Origin of the sequence: Micromonospora sp. NPDC005220 (assembly GCF_040607895.1) — a bacterium.
In the GTDB taxonomy this organism is placed as follows: Bacteria; Actinomycetota; Actinomycetes; order Mycobacteriales; family Micromonosporaceae; genus Micromonospora.
This window is the reverse complement of record NZ_JBEXHP010000004.1, coordinates 78,247-92,607: the sequence shown is the minus strand read 5'-3', so window position 1 is coordinate 92,607 and position 14,361 is coordinate 78,247. Positions and strand designations below refer to the sequence as shown.

Sequence of the window (14,361 nt, the reverse complement as noted above, 5' to 3'; positions counted from 1 at the left end):
CAACCACGGGGGTTGAATGATGGACTGGTATCCGCCCATCGAGCCGTACGACTCCGGGATGCTCAGCGTCGGCCACGGTAACGAGGTCTACTGGGAGCTGTGCGGAAATCCGGGTGGCAAACCCGCGGTGTTCCTGCACGGTGGCCCCGGCGGTGGCCTGCTCCCGGACAATCGGCGGTACTTCGACCCGTCCGGCTATCAGGTCGTGCTGTTCGACCAGCGAAACTGCGGGCGCAGCCGGCCCTCCGCGGGCGACCCGAAGACGTCACTGGAACGCAACACCACCCCGCATCTGGTGGCGGACATCGAGCGGCTACGCGAGCACTTGAGGATCGAGCGTTGGCTCGTCTTTGGCGGCAGTTGGGGCAGCACCCTCGGCCTGGCCTACGCGCATGCCCATCCCGAGCGGGTCACCGAACTCGTGCTTCGTGGCGTGTGGTTGGTTCGCAGGTCAGACGAGGCCTGGGCGTTCACCTCGGCTGGCGCGGCGCACCTGTTCCCCGCTGAGTGGGCGGCATTTCGTGCTGCGATCCCCGTCACCGAACAGGACGACCTTGTCGGCGCCTATGGCCGCCGCATCAACGACCCCGACCCCGCGGTCCACGGCCCGGCGGCCCGCGCCTGGATGAACTGGGAACTCTCGGCCAACACCCTGCTGCCGATGACGCCACCCGACATCGACGACACCAGCCTGCTGGCGTTCGCCCGCATCACACACCACTACATCAGCAACGGCGGCTTCCTCCCGCCGGAAGGTCTCCTGGCGGGCGTCGACCGCATTCGACACATCCCGACGGTCATCGTGAACGGCCGTTACGACATCAAGACGCCGCCGAACCAAGCCTGGGACCTGCATCGGGTCTGGCCTGAGGCGACGTTTCACATCGTGGAGGGTGTGGGCCACAGCGGCTCCGAACCTGGCACCCGCGGCCTGCTCATCGAAGCCACCACCCAGTTCCTCGCCCGCCAGGCGAACGATCGCGGGTGACGCGAACAGGAGATCTTGGACAGTTTCCGTCCGCTGCTGACGGAAACTGTCCAAGATTCACGGCCCGGCGTCACCGGGACCTCCTTCGCGGGTGTCGCCTCGGCGGGTGCAGAGCAAAGGGTGCTTACCGCAGGTGGGTACGCAGGAAATCCAGCTCCAGGGGGAGCAGCCGCTCGGCGGTGCCGTTGGCGGCCATGTGCGTGGCCCCGGTCAGCGGCAGCACGGCGTGCGGCCGGCCAGCGCTCAGCAGAGCCGCCGACAGCCGCAGCGTGTGCGCGGCCACCACGTTGTCGTCGGCCAGCCCGTGCACCAGCAGCAACGGGCGGGCCTGGTCGGGGCCGGTGACCGGCTCGGCAGCCAACTCGACGAGCGAGTGGTGCGCGTAGATGTCCAGGCCGTCTTCCGGCAAACCCAGATAACGCTCGGTGTACGCGGTGTCGTACAGCGCCCAGTCGGTCACCGGGGCGCCCGCGATCCCGCACTTGAACAGCTCCGGGTGGCGCAGCACCGCCAACCCGGCCAGCCACCCGCCGAACGACCAACCGCGCACCCCAACCCGGCCCAGATCCAGATCGGGGTGCTTGCCGGCGAGCGCGGTGAGGGCGTCGATCTGGTCGGCCAGGATCACGTCGGCGACCCGTCGGTGGATCGCCTTCTCGAACGACGGCGCCACGCCCGGCGTACCCCGGTTGTCGATGGTGACCACCGCGAACCCGGCGTCGGCCCACCACTGCCGTTCCAACCACGCGGCCCGCGCCGCCACGACCTCCTGGTGCCCCGGGCCGCCGTAGATGTCCAGCAGCACCGGCAGCCGCCGGCCGGTCACGTGGTTGTCCGGGTAGAGCACCGCCGCCGGCAGCCGCCGATCGGTCACCCGTTCCAGCAGCGGCAGCGGAGAATACGGCGGGGTGGCGGCGAACGAGCGCAGCTCGGCGATCTCCTCGTTGCCGCGGCGGACCGTCCAGCGCACCCCGGCATGATCCAGCGACGCGAAGCCGACCGCCTGCACGTCCCCACCCACCGCGGCGGTGTACCAGCCGGAGTCGGTGGTGAGCCGGCGCGCGTCCACCCCACCGCCGATGGTGGTGCGGACCCGGAACAGGTGCCGCTCGCTCGGCTCGCCGTCGCTCGCCTCCACCAGCAGGTCGGCCGGGCCGGCGGTGGCCGGCAGCCGACCCACCACCCGCCGCACGTACAGCGACGGCGGGGTGAGCAGGGTGCCGTCCGCGAACAGGCAGCGGGCGTCGTACCCGTCGTGAGCCAGCTCCCCACCGACCAGCACCCGGCCGTCCGGCAGGTGGGCGGGGGTGCCGGCGATCGGCTCGACCCAGCGCGGGTCGGCCAGCTCGGCGTGCACCTGCGTCTCACCCGTGCGAGGGTCCACCGCCAACACCAGCCCGTGCTGCTGCGAGCGGCGCAGCACCGTGATCAACGGGCTGCCCTCGCCCCAGCTGACCCCGGTCAGGTACGGGTAGGTCTCCCGGTCCCAGTGCACGTCGACCCAGCCGTCGTCCAGGTCCAGCAGGTGCAGGCTGACCTCCGCGTTCGGCCCACCGGCCCGGGGGTACGCGACGGCCGTCGGCGGGCTGGCCGGCTGCGCCGGATCGTGCAGGTGCCACCGCTCCAGGCGGGACTCGTCGACCCGGGCGGCGAGCACCGAACGGCCGTCCGGCGCCCACCAGTACCCTCGGTACCGGCCGAACTCCTCGGCCGCGATGTGCTCGGCCAACCCCCAGCTCACCCCGGCGTCCTCGCCGGCCAGCAGGGTGTCGGTGCCGTCGGGGTCGATCACCCGCAGCTCACCCCGGCGCACCCCCTCGGCCGCGTCCGTCACGTACGCCAGCCGCTGCCCGCTCGGGTCCGGGCGTGGATCCAGCACCGGGCCGACGGCCGCCACCTCCACCACGTCCCCGTGCACCAGATCGGCCCGGAACAACCGCCCGGCCAGCGCGAACACCGCAACCCGACCGGCCGCGTCCAACGCGTACGAGCCGATGCCGGCGGCGCTGAGCCGCAGCCGCTCGCGCAGCGCGCGTTCGCCGGGGGAGAGGGAGCGGACGTTCCCGCCCTCGCCCAGCAGGGTCGCCGGATCGGCGACCAGCCGCTCCTCGCCGGTGCCCACGTCCAGCAGCCACAGCGCGTCCGCCGGATCCTCAGGGCCGGCGGAGCGCAGGAAGATCACCCGGGAGCCGTCCTCAGCCACCGAGACAGCGCGTGGCGCGCCGTGGCTGAACCGGTGGGTGCGGGCGGCCAGCTCCGGAAAGTCCACACGCCAAATCGTAGAGCCGGAGCGGAGGTGATGTGGCCGACCTGCGCGGACGCGTCAGCCTCGGCCGGACCGGCCCGCCAGTTAGAGTGACCGTCGTGACGATGCTGCCCGACCGCCGCCTGCTGCTGGTCCACGCACACCCCGACGACGAGTCGATCGGCACCGGCTCGACGATGGCCCACTACGCCGCCGACGGCGCGCACGTCACGCTGGTGACCTGCACGCTCGGCGAGGAGGGCGAGATCCACGTGCCCGCGCTGGCCCAGCTCGCCGCCGCCGAGGCCGACCAGCTCGGCGGGTACCGCGTCGCCGAGCTGGCCGCCGCGTGCGCCGCGCTCGGCGTCGACGACCACCGCTTCCTCGGCGGCGCCGGCCGCTACCGCGACTCCGGGATGATGGGGCTCGCGACCAACGAGCACCCCCGGGCCTTCTGGCAGGCCGACCTCGACGAGGCCGCCGGGCACCTCGTGGAGATCATGCGAGAGGTACGCCCGCAGGTGCTCGTCACGTACGACCCAAACGGTTTCTACGGCCACCCCGACCACATCCAGGCGCACCGGGTGGCCATGCGCGCCGTCGAGCTGGCCGCCGCCGAGGGCTGCGCCCCGGCCAAGGTCTACTGGACGGCCATGCCGCTGAGCGTCCTGGAGGCCGGCATGACGCACTTCGCCGAGTCCTCCGACAACCCGTTCGGCGGCATCGAGGACATCGCCGACCTGCCCTTCGGCACCCCGGACGCGCAGATCGCCGCCCGGATCGACGGCACCGACCGCCACCAGGCCAAGGAGGCCGCGATGCGGGCGCACGCCACCCAGATCCCGGCCAACTCCTGGCTCTACTCGATTGCCGGCAACTTCGGCGGCGAGTTCATGGGCGTGGAGTTCTTCACCCTCGCGGTCGGCGAGAAGGGCCCGGGCAACGGGCCGTACGGCTGGGAGGACGACCTCTTCGGCGGCCTGCCCGCGGAGAGCGCCCCGGACCGGTCCCCGGTCGCGGCGGCGGGTCTCCGGTGACAGTGCCGGTCGCACCGATGACGGTCGTGCAGGACCCGCAAGCCCCGCCCCCGGCGGGGCCACCGCCGCGGTTGGTGGACCTGGGCCTGCGGCTGGTCGGTGCGATCGTCGTGGTCGTCGCCGGGGTGGTGACCGGGGTGCTGGAGCTGCTGCTCGCCACGGTCCGCGTCGGTGGGCAGTTGATCGGCGTGTCGGTACTCCTCGCCATCGGCGCCAACATCGTGCTGAGCTGGTTCGCGTACGAGGCGGTCGGCCGTCGCTGGGCGGTGGCGCTGCCGGCGGTGCCGTGGTTCGCGCTGATGGCGGTCGCCGCCATCCGGACCAGCGAGGGCGACCTGTTGCTGGCCGGCGACAACTGGGTCGGGCTGGCCATGATCGTGGCCGGCGCGATGACCTTCGCGGTGATGGGCTTCCGGCAGATCCTCGCCCCGCAGCCGCCCATGCTCGGCGGCTGATGCCGGGTTGCTGCCGGGTGATGACGTCTCCCAGGTAAGGGTGGTAGATATTCCTGCCAGGGATGCGAACCCCGCGACGGGGCGTACGGCAGGAGGGTCCGGCGATGGACAAGCGGTGGCGTGACCTCGGGGTGCTCGTAGCAGCGCTGTTCGCGGTCAACGTGGTCGCCCGACTGGTCACCCGGTTCGGCTTCGACACTGACGACACCGCGGCCGACCGGGTGTCGCTGGTGATGTTCACGGTGATCGGGCTGCTCCTCGCCGTGGTCGCCTTCCGTTGGGGCCGTCGCCGACCGCTGGCGGACTGGGCGGCCGACATGGCCCTGGTGGTGCCGGTGGCGATGCTGCTGACCGTGCTGGTCGGGCCGCTGCTGGTCGGTCACAACCCGTTCGCCGGCGGCGCGGCGACGTTCTTCGCCCAGATCTGGCTGTACCTGCTCGCCACCGGCGCCGGGCTGCTGATCGGCTACCTGGTGCTCACCGCGCTCGGGCGGGACTACCGCTCTCAGCAGCTCAAGCGGTACGCCGAGGTCAGGGCCGCCAAGCCGCGCCGGGTCGTCCGCCGCTGACCACCGGCCCAGCCCGACCCGCGCCAGGCTTGGCCCGACCGGCCGTACGTCCGGCCGGCCTGACTCGCGCCCCCGCGGCTTGATCGACTCGGCTTCCTTGAAGTCGGGGTGTCCTGGGCACCGGGATGCCGCGAGTTCCTGAAAGTCGAGTGGATCAGCGTTCCGGCGCGACCCGGGTCAGGTAGGTGTGGTGGGTGACGAAGCCGAGCCGCTGGTAGAGCGCGACTGCCGCTTCGTTCCGCTGCTCGACCTGGAGGAACGCGTGCGTCACGCCGCCGGACACGCCCCAGGCGGCCAGTTCGTTGATCACACGGCGGGCCAGTCCCTGCCGGCGGGCCACCGGCAGCACCTCGATCAGACTCAGGCCCAGCCAGCGCCCCTGGCCGGTCACCGTGCCGCGGCCGACCGCCACCAGGGCGCCATCGGCGTACACGTGGGCGAAGCGGACCTGGTCCACGGCGGTGAGGACGTGCCGGGCGGCCTCCGGCAGACCGCCCTTGCGGCCGGCGGCGATGGCCAGCCACTCGTCGCTCGGCGCGGTGGCCAGCTCGACGACCGCACTGCTCCCGCCGGCCGGTGCACCGGCGGCGTCGTCCAGGGCGCCGGCCGACGCGAGCCGGGGGAGCGGCGCGGTCTGCACCAGCGTCGGCGGGCGAGCGCCCCAGCCGCGGGCGTCCAGTTCTGCGCCGACCGGCGCGGCGAGGGGCAACGGCGTGTTGATCAACGCCGGTTGGCCCCGCTCGGCGTACCAGCGCTCCACCGCGTCGACCGCGGCGGCCAGTGGCCGGTCCGGGTCGCCGATCGGCAGTGCCGAGTTGGCGCGCCCGGTCCAGCCCTCGGCCGACCGGAGCAGCCAGTCACCGAGCCGGCCCCGGGTCGGTGCCGGCCACGCCTCGTCGGCGGCCCGCTCCAGCGCCACGACGGCGGCGGCGGTCGGCCGACGGGTCGGCGGTACCCGCTTGGCGCGGTGGACCTGCGCCACCGGCACCCGGAGCTGTCCCTGCGCGGTGGCCAGCGTGAGATGAGTCTCGCTCAGCTCAACCAGCTCGCCGAGGGCATCGGAGAATTGTGGGCGGCCCTCGCGAATCCCCACAATCCGGCGGACCACGATTCGGTGTCCCACATCCTGCTGTCGGAGCACGATCGACCCCCTCCCCGGCGAGATACTAGGCTCTTACCGTCGCGGGAGATCGCGGCGAGTCTTGCGGAGGAGAAGACCGGTGACCTACATCATCGCCGAGCCGTGCGTAGATGTGCTCGACAAGGCATGCATCGAGGAATGCCCGGTCGACTGCATTTACGAGGGCAACCGGATGCTCTACATCCACCCCGACGAGTGCGTCGACTGTGGTGCCTGTGAGCCCGTCTGCCCTGTGGAGGCGATCTTCTACGAGGACGACGTCCCGGAGCAGTGGAAGGACTACACCGCCGCGAACTACGAGTTCTTCGAGGACCTGGGCTCGCCCGGTGGTGCCTCGAAGGTCGGCAAGGTGGAGAAGGACGCCACCTTCGTCGCCGCGCAGCCGCCGCGCGGCGAGGGCCACTGAACCGGCCCGCGCCGGTCTCGTCGCGGCTGCCCGAGTTCACCTGGGACACCCTGGACGCCGCGGCCACGCTGGCCGCGGCGCATCCGGAGGGCCTGATCAACCTCTCCATGGGTACGCCGGTCGATCCGGTGCCCGAGGTGATCCGCCGGGCGTTGGCTGACGCGTCCGACGCTCCCGGTTACCCGCTGACCGCCGGCACCCCGGCGTTGCGGGCCGCGATCGCGGCGTGGGTGTCCCGCGCCTGTGGCGCCGGCGTCGACGGTCTCGGTGTGCTGCCCACCATCGGCTCGAAGGAGTTGGTGGCCTGGCTGCCCACCCTGCTCGGCATCGGCCCGGGGGACGTGGTGGTGGTGCCGTCGATCGCGTACCCCACCTACGAGGACGGTGCCCGGCTGGCCGGGGCGACAGTCGTCCGCACCGACTCGCTCACGTCGGTCGGGCCGACCTCCCGGGTCCGGTTGGTCTGGGTCAACTCGCCCGGCAATCCGACCGGCCGGGTGTTGCCCGCGGCGCATCTGCGCAAGGTGGTCGACTGGGCCCGGGAACGGGGCGCGGTGGTCGCGAGCGATGAGTGCTACCTGCCGCTGGGCTGGTCGGCCGAGCCGGTTTCGGTGCTGTCTCCGCAGGTCAGCGGGGGCAGCTACGCCGGGGTGCTCGCCCTGCACTCGCTCTCCAAGCGGTCCAACCTCGCCGGCTACCGGGCCGGCTTCGTGGCCGGCGACCCGGCGCTCGTCGCCGAGCTGCTCAAGGTCCGCAAGCACGCGGGCATGATCGTGCCCGCGCCGGTGCAGGCGGCCATGGTGGCCGCGCTGGAGGACGAGCGACACGCCGAGGAGCAGCGGGAGCGTTACCGCGCCCGGCGGGAGGTGCTCACCGCGGCGTTCACCGGTGCCGGGTTCACCGTCGAGCACTCCGAGGCGGGCCTCTATCTTTGGCTGACCAGGGGTGAGGACTGTTGGCAGACGGTCGACTGGCTGGCTCGTCGCGGCATCCTGGTCGCCGCCGGCGTCTTCTACGGCCCCACGGCCGGGCAGTATGTCCGGGTCGCGCTGACCGAGTCCGACGAGCACGTCGCGGCGGTAGCCGGCCGGCTCCGGGCCTGACCCCGGGCGGCCGGCGATGACCGACGGCATGACCGGGCGGTACGCCAGGGTGCGCGCCGCCGTGATCGGCACCGGGCTGATCGGCGGCTCGGTGCTGCTGCGCCTGGCCGACGCCGGCCTGGACGTTGTCGGATGGGATCCGGACCCGGCCACCCGGGAGCGCGCCCAGCGGCGGGGTGTGCTCGCCCCGGCCACGATCGAGCAGGCCGTGGCCGATCGGGACGTGGTCTTCCTCTGCGGCCCGCTGCCCACTCTGCCGCACACCCTGGCCCGGGTCGCCGAGCTGACCGGGCCCGGCTGCGTGCTGACCGATGTCGGCAGCACCAAGGTGGAGGTGACCGAGACGGCCGATCGGCTCGGCCTCAGCGATCGGTTCGTCCCCGGGCATCCGATGGCCGGCGCGGAGTCCGCCGGTCTGACCGCCGCCACGCCGACCCTGCTGGCCGGTGCGGCCTGGGTGCTCTGCCCGGCTCCCGGTGCCGCGATGGCGGCCTTCCGTTGGCTGACCGGGCTGCTGGTGGAGTTGTTCGGCGCCCGGGTCGTGCCGATGTCCGCGCCGGCACACGACTCGGTGGCCGCGCTCGCCTCGCACGTGCCGCACCTGCTGGCGGGTGCGCTGGCCGGGGCGACGCAGCGGGCGCCGCTGCGGGACGCGGTGCTGGCGCTGGCCGCGGGCAGCTTCTCCGACGGTACGCGGGTCGCCGGCACTCCGGCGGAACGGACCGCGAACATGCTGCTCGGCAACCGGGACCGGGTACTGCACGAGTTGGCCGAGGTCCGCGCGTTCCTGGACGGGCTGGCGGCCGCCCTGCGGGCCGACGACGCCGAGACGCTCATCGCCCGTTACACGGAGGCCAGGGCGGCCCGGTCGGCGCTGCTGGACCGGCGGTTCACCGGCCAGTCCAGGCGGTTCGCGGTCGACGGCGACCAGGACGCCGAGCTGGCCTGGCTGCGCGGGTTGGGCGGCGCCGGTGGGCACCTGACGGGGTGTCAGGTCGACCCGGACGCGGTTTCCTACGCCGCGTGGCTTCCGGTGGCTGGCTAGGCTGAGGGGTATGGCGGTGGACAGTCCGGTGGTGCAGGTGCGCGGCGAGGCGTACCGGGAGGTGCCGCCCGAGCTGGCCCGGTTCGCGGTCACCGCGAGCGCCCGCGACCGGGACCGGGAGGCGACGCTGACCCGGTTGGCCGAGCGGGCTGCGGCGGTCCGGGTGCTGTTGGACGGCTCCGGGCCGGCGGTGGCGCGGCGGGAGACCGGCGACCTGCGGGTGCGGCCGGAGACCCGGCGCTCGGGTGAGCGGGTGGTCGCCTGGCACGGCAGTGTCACCACCACCGTCACGGTCACCGACTTCACCGCTCTGGGCGAGTTGATGCTCCGGCTCGCCGACCAGGACCAGGTCGAGGTGGCCGGCCCGTGGTGGGAGCTTCGTCCGGACAGCCCGGCCCATCGTGCGGCCCGGCATGCCGCGATCAGCGACGCGCTGCTGCGGGCCCGGGAGTACGCGGAGGCACTGGGCGCCCGGGTCACCTCGTTGATCGAGTTGGCCGATGCGGGCCCCGCCGACCGGCCGATGTTCGCCCGTGCGGCCTTCGCCGGGGGCGGCGACGTGGGCGGTGGTCCGCCGGAGCTTGAGCTGGACCCGCAGCCGCAGACGGTGCAGGCGGCGGTGCAGGCGCGCTTCACCATCAGCGACCCGGTTTTGGGCTGATGCCGCCGGCCCAGGTGCTCTCCGTCGACGAGCTGGTGGCGCGGGCGTTGGTGCTCGCCGAGTCCGGCCCACGACAACTGCTCGGCATCGCCGGTGCTCCGGGTGTCGGGAAGTCCACCCTGGCGGAACGGATCGTCGCCGAGGTCGGGTCGGCCGCCTGCCTGGTGCCGATGGACGGCTTCCACCTGGCGCAGTCGCAGCTGGTCCGCCTGGGCCGCGCCGACCGCAAGGGCGCGGTGGACACCTTCGACGCCAACGGGTACGTCTCGCTGCTGCGCCGGTTGCACCGGTTGGAGCCGACGTCGGTCTACGCGCCGGAGTTCCGCCGGGAGCTGGAGGAGCCGGTGGCCGGCGCGATCGAGGTGCTGCCGTCGGTCCGGTTGGTGGTGACCGAGGGCAACTACCTGTTGTTGCCGGATTTCCCCTGGCAGGAGATCCGACCGCTGCTGCACGAGGCGTGGTTTCTCGACCTGGACGCCGAGGTGCGGCACCGCCGGCTGACCGCCCGGCACGAGGCGTTCGGTCGGTCTCCGGAGCAGGCGCGGGCGTGGGCGCTGGGCAGCGACGAGTTGAACGCGGCAGTGATCACCCCCAGCGCCGACCGGGCTGACCTGGTGGTTCGGCTGTCGGATCCACCGACGGTCTAGCCGAGTTCGCGGACCGGCCGGGCCGGGTTGCCGACCGCCACCACGTTGGCGGGCAGGTCCCGGGTGACCACCGCGCCCGCGCCGACGACGGTGTCCGCGCCGATCGTCACGCCGGCCAACACGATCGCGCCACCGCCGAGCCACACGTTGTCGCCAATGGTGATGGGTTTGGCCGCCTCCCACTTGTCCCGTCGGGGGCCGGGCTCGACCGGATGCGTCGGGGTGAGCAGCTGCACGTTCGGGCCGACCTGGACGTCCGCGCCGAGGGTGATCCGGGCGACGTCGAGGAAGACCGCGTTGTAGTTGACGAAGCTGCGCGGGCCGATCCGGATCTGCCAGCCGTAGTCGCAGTGGAACGGAGGGCGGATCCAGGTGTCCTGGCCCAGCTCGCCGAGGAGTTCACGCAGTGCCGCGATCCGCGCCGGTGGGTCGGCCGCCGGACTGGTGTTGAAGCGCTCCATCAGCCGGGCGGCCCGGCCCAGGTCGGCGATGATCTCGGGATCGTCGGCGATGTATGGCTCGCCGGCGAGCATCCGGTCCTTCATGGAGGTCACCGCCCGATCATGCCGGCTCAGTTCGTCGGCTTGTGGCGGGTCCGTCGTTTTTCGGCCTTCATTTTGCATACCCGGTATGTAATTCTGGGTTGTCGATGCGACTCTCATACATCAAGACGCTTGACGAGGAGGATCCGTTGCACCAGGGAAGAAGATTGGCCGCCCTCGGCCTCGTGTTCACGCTGGCGCTCTCCGCGCCGGCTCCCGCCACGGCCGCCGTGCCCGCCCCACCCGGCGGCACCGACCAACAGTCCACTCCGGGCGGACCCACCGCCAACCGCTCGACCACCGTCACGCTGATCACCGGTGACCGGGTCACCGTCACCGCCTCCGGCGCCTCGGTCCGGCGCGGCGCCGGCCGCGAGGACGTGCAGTTCCTGGTCCAGCGCGAGCGCGGGCGCCTCTCGGTGACGCCGACCGACGCGCTGCCGTTGCTGCGCTCGGGCCGGGTGGACCGACGGCTCTTCGACGTCACCGGGCTGGTCGAGGCGGGTTACGACGACGCCCGCCGCAGCACCCTGCCCCTGTTGCTGGCGTACGGGCCGACGGGCGCCGCCCGCCGCGCCGCGGCCGGGCTGCCCGGCAGCCGGGTGACCCGCGACCTGCCGGTGATTCGCGGTGCCGCACTGAGCAGCGACAAATCCTCCCTCGGCGCGGTCTGGGAGAGGGTCACCACCGGCCCTGCCGGGGCCCGGCTCGACGCGGCGGGGGGCGTCGAGCGGATCTGGTTGGACGGCCGTCGACGGGTGACCCTCGACCACAGCGTGCCGCAGATCGGCGCGCCCGCCGCCTGGGCGGCCGGGTTCACCGGCGCGGGAGTGTCCGTCGCGGTGCTGGACACCGGCGTCGACGCCACCCACCCGGACCTGGCCGGCAAGGTGGCCGAGGCGCGCAACTTCACCGAGGTCGCCGACGCTCGGGACACGGTCGGCCACGGCACCCACGTGGCCTCGACCATCGCGGGCAGTGGCGCGGCCTCCGGCGGCAAGTACCGGGGTGTGGCGCCGGACGCGACAGTGCTGGACGGCAAGGTCTGTGAGGACACCGGCTGCACCGACTCGGCGATCCTCGCCGGCATGCAGTGGGCCGCGGTGGAGAAGAAGGCCGCCGTGGTCAACATGAGCCTCAGCGGCTGGGACACCCCGGAGGTCGACCCGCTGGAGGAGGCGGTGCAGACGTTGACCGCGCAGACCGGCACGCTCTTCGTCCTCGCCGCCGGCAACGACGGCACGGACGGCTCGGTCGGCTCCCCGGCCAGCGCCGACGCCGGGCTCGCCGTGGGCGCGGTGGACCGCGACGACGAGTTGGCCGACTTTTCCAGCCGGGGACCGCGAGTCGGCGACGACGCGCTGAAGCCGGACATCACAGCGCCCGGCGTCGACATCGTCGCCGCGCGGTCCGCCGACGGGTTCATCGGCGATCCGGTGGGGGACCGCTACGTCACGCTCTCCGGCACCTCGATGGCCACTCCGCACGTGGCCGGGTCGGCTGCGCTGCTGGCCCAGCAGCACCCGGGCTGGCGAGCCGACCGGCTCAAGGCCACCCTGATGGCCGCCGCCAAGCCGCACCCGGACCAGACCGCCTACCAGCAGGGCGCCGGGCGGGTCGACGTCGCACACGCGATCACCCAGCAGGTCACCACCGACCCGGCGAGCGTCTCGTTCGGACGTACGCTCTGGCCGCACGGTGACGACGCCCCGATCACCCGCACAGTGACCTGGCGCAACGACGGCTCGGCCCCGGTCACCCTGGAGCTGAGCATCGAGGGCGCCGGCCCCGGCGGTCGCGCACTTCCGGCCGGTCTGTTCCAACTGGGCGCCAACCAACTCACCGTGCCGGCGGGCGGCACTGCCGCCACGACCGTCACCACGAACACCCGGCTCGGCGACGCCGACGGCTACTGGACCGGGCGGATCGTGGCCCGGTCCGGTGCGGCGGTCGCGGTCACCCCGCTGGCCGTGAACCGGGAGGTGGAGAGCTACACGCTGACCGTGGAGCACCTGAACCGCGCCGGCACGCGCACCGCGGACCACTGGACCCTCCTGGTCGGGATGGACACCTTCAGCACCTGGGACCTCGTCAGTTCGGACGGGGTGGCCATCGTGCGGGTGCCCAAGGGGCACTACGGCCTGAGCGGCCTCGTCTTCGAACCCGGACCGGAGGATAAGCAGCGCGGGATGTCGCTGTTGATGCAGCCCGTACTGACCATCGAACGGGACACCCGGATCGTCGTGGACGCCCGCCGGGCCAAGCCGATCCGGATGACGGTTCCGGACCGGACCGCCGTCCCGCAACTGATCGACGTCAGCGGTAACTTCACCGCCGACGACGGCAGCGCGTACGGCGTCGGGCTCTGGGCGGACACGTTCACCGGTCTGACCAGCGGTGCGCTCGGCAAGCCGGTCCCCGCCGACCAGTTCGTCGGCACCGTCAGCAGCCAGTGGACCACGCCGGACGCGGCCAACAGCCCGTACCTGTACGCACTGGCCGAGGGGGTCCCTGGCCGGATGCCCACCGGGTTGGTCCGGGACTACACCCGACGGGACCTGGCCACCGTCGTGCACCAGTTCCGCGGTGGCTACCCGGGCATGACGGCCGAGCGGACCGTGTACCCCGTGCTGGAGTACAACGTCGGCAGTTCCGCCCCCGTCCTGCCCACCGCCGTGCCCGGCCAGCGGGTGGAGTACTACAACACCCGGGGCGTGAGGTGGGAATCCGAGGTCTTTGTCGGAACGGTGGACGAGGACGGCTGGTTGAGCCCGCGTCTGGCGCTCTTCTCCACCCCCACCGCGTACCGGGCCGGGCGGACGGTGCGGGAGATCTGGAACCAGGCTCCGTACGGGCCGTCCTTCCCGAACCCGCGCTGGCCGGAGCAGAGCGTCACCCGGGCCGGCGACACCATCCTCGTCAACGTGCCGATGTTCAGCGACGCGGCTGGGCACCCCGGCGGCTCGTTGAGCGACAGCGAGGCAACCAAGCTGTGGCGCAACGGCAAGCTGGTCGGTGAGAGCGAGTACGCCGGCTACGGAGAGTTCCCCGTGCCACCCGGTAAGGCCGACTACCGGCTCGTCACGTCGTCGAAGCGCAGCTTCACCGACCTGAGCACCGAGGTGGAGTCCAGCTGGACCTTCCGGTCGCGGCACGTCGCCGGTGAGACGCCGGCCCGACTGCCGCTGTCGGCGATCCGTTTCGCGCCGCCGTTGCGGGCCGACAACAGCGCTCCGGCCGGTCAGGGCTTCATCGTTCCGGTGCGGGTGCAGCGGCAGCCCGGCGCTCCGGCCACCCGGGTGGAGAAGCTCGCCGTCGACGTCTCGTACGACGGCGGGAAGACCTGGGGTAAGGCGAAGCTGGTCCGCACCTCTGCCGACGGCTGGTCGGCAGTGTTGCGTCATCCGGCCGGCCCCGGTCACGTGTCGCTGCGGGCCACCGCCCGGGACACCGCCGGCAACACGGTGACCCAGCGGATCATCCAGGCGTACCGGTTGCGCTGAGGCGTACCCCCGTCGGGTC

At 72.7% G+C, this 14,361-nt stretch carries 13 protein-coding genes; 10 read left to right on the top strand and 3 right to left on the bottom strand.

Translation table 11 applies throughout. The annotated features are described in order from the left end of the window. Positions 1 to 19: 19 nt before the first annotated feature. Positions 20 to 988 carry a prolyl aminopeptidase gene (gene pip, locus ABZU52_RS03250; RefSeq protein WP_354969452.1) on the top strand — a complete coding sequence of 323 codons (969 nt, stop codon included), beginning with the start codon at positions 20 to 22 and terminating at the stop codon, positions 986 to 988. A gap of 124 nt (positions 989 to 1,112) precedes the next feature. On the opposite strand, the gene ABZU52_RS03245 is transcribed toward pip, so the two are convergent. Next, complete coding sequence (locus ABZU52_RS03245) at positions 1,113 to 3,257, bottom strand: prolyl oligopeptidase family serine peptidase (RefSeq protein ID WP_354969451.1); 2,145 nt, start codon at positions 3,255 to 3,257, stop codon at positions 1,113 to 1,115. An 86-nt stretch (positions 3,258 to 3,343) separates the two neighbouring features. Here ABZU52_RS03245 and mshB point away from each other — a divergent pair, with 86 nt between their 5' ends. The 3 genes from mshB to ABZU52_RS03230 all read left to right on the top strand — a co-directional run bounded on the left by mshB (position 3,344) and on the right by ABZU52_RS03230 (position 5,294). Further along, complete coding sequence (gene mshB, locus ABZU52_RS03240) at positions 3,344 to 4,270, top strand: N-acetyl-1-D-myo-inositol-2-amino-2-deoxy-alpha-D-glucopyranoside deacetylase (protein WP_354969450.1); 927 nt, start codon at positions 3,344 to 3,346, stop codon at positions 4,268 to 4,270. Positions 4,271 to 4,287: 17 nt separating this feature from the next. Beyond that, positions 4,288 to 4,725: a hypothetical protein gene (locus ABZU52_RS03235; RefSeq protein ID WP_354969449.1), complete on the top strand. Its 438-nt coding sequence runs from the start codon at positions 4,288 to 4,290 to the stop codon at positions 4,723 to 4,725. Positions 4,726 to 4,829: 104 nt separating this feature from the next. After that, positions 4,830 to 5,294, top strand: a complete 465-nt coding sequence (locus ABZU52_RS03230; protein WP_354969448.1) for a hypothetical protein — start codon at positions 4,830 to 4,832, stop codon at positions 5,292 to 5,294. A gap of 154 nt (positions 5,295 to 5,448) precedes the next feature. Here ABZU52_RS03230 and ABZU52_RS03225 read toward each other — a convergent pair whose 3' ends face one another. Beyond that, entirely contained in the window at positions 5,449 to 6,435 is a 987-nt protein-coding gene (locus tag ABZU52_RS03225; protein WP_354969447.1) for a GNAT family N-acetyltransferase, read from the bottom strand. Between the two features lie 79 nt (positions 6,436 to 6,514). On the opposite strand from ABZU52_RS03225, the gene fdxA reads away from it, so the two are divergent. Genes fdxA through ABZU52_RS03200 form a run of 5 tightly spaced genes read left to right on the top strand, consistent with a single transcriptional unit; the run spans position 6,515 to position 10,297 of the window. Next, the gene (gene fdxA, locus ABZU52_RS03220; protein WP_088975946.1) at positions 6,515 to 6,841 is read left to right on the top strand and encodes a ferredoxin; all 327 of its coding nucleotides are present in this window, start codon (positions 6,515 to 6,517) and stop codon (positions 6,839 to 6,841) included. Continuing rightward, a complete protein-coding gene (dapC, locus tag ABZU52_RS03215; RefSeq protein WP_354969501.1) occupies positions 6,838 to 7,944 on the top strand; it encodes a succinyldiaminopimelate transaminase in 1,107 nt (368 codons plus the stop codon). The genes fdxA and dapC overlap by 4 nt, the downstream gene beginning before the upstream one ends. Positions 7,945 to 7,960: 16 nt before the next feature. Continuing rightward, positions 7,961 to 8,989 carry a prephenate dehydrogenase/arogenate dehydrogenase family protein gene (locus ABZU52_RS03210; protein WP_354969446.1) on the top strand — a complete coding sequence of 343 codons (1,029 nt, stop codon included), beginning with the start codon at positions 7,961 to 7,963 and terminating at the stop codon, positions 8,987 to 8,989. Between the two features lie 10 nt (positions 8,990 to 8,999). Further along, a complete protein-coding gene (locus ABZU52_RS03205; protein WP_354969445.1) occupies positions 9,000 to 9,650 on the top strand; it encodes an SIMPL domain-containing protein in 651 nt (216 codons plus the stop codon). Next, positions 9,650 to 10,297, top strand: coding sequence for a nucleoside/nucleotide kinase family protein (locus tag ABZU52_RS03200; protein WP_354969444.1), 648 nt, complete (start codon positions 9,650 to 9,652; stop codon positions 10,295 to 10,297). The genes ABZU52_RS03205 and ABZU52_RS03200 overlap by 1 nt, the downstream gene beginning before the upstream one ends. Here the strand turns inward: ABZU52_RS03200 and ABZU52_RS03195 are convergent. Continuing rightward, on the bottom strand, positions 10,294 to 10,851 hold the full coding sequence (locus tag ABZU52_RS03195; RefSeq protein WP_354969443.1) for a sugar O-acetyltransferase: 558 nt from the start codon (positions 10,849 to 10,851) through the stop codon (positions 10,294 to 10,296). The two genes, ABZU52_RS03200 and ABZU52_RS03195, sit on opposite strands and share 4 nt — an antisense overlap. 95 nt (positions 10,852 to 10,946) lie before the next feature. On the opposite strand from ABZU52_RS03195, the gene ABZU52_RS03190 reads away from it, so the two are divergent. Further along, positions 10,947 to 14,342: a S8 family serine peptidase gene (locus tag ABZU52_RS03190; protein ID WP_354969442.1), complete on the top strand. Its 3,396-nt coding sequence runs from the start codon at positions 10,947 to 10,949 to the stop codon at positions 14,340 to 14,342. The last annotated feature ends 19 nt before the right edge of the window (positions 14,343 to 14,361 follow it).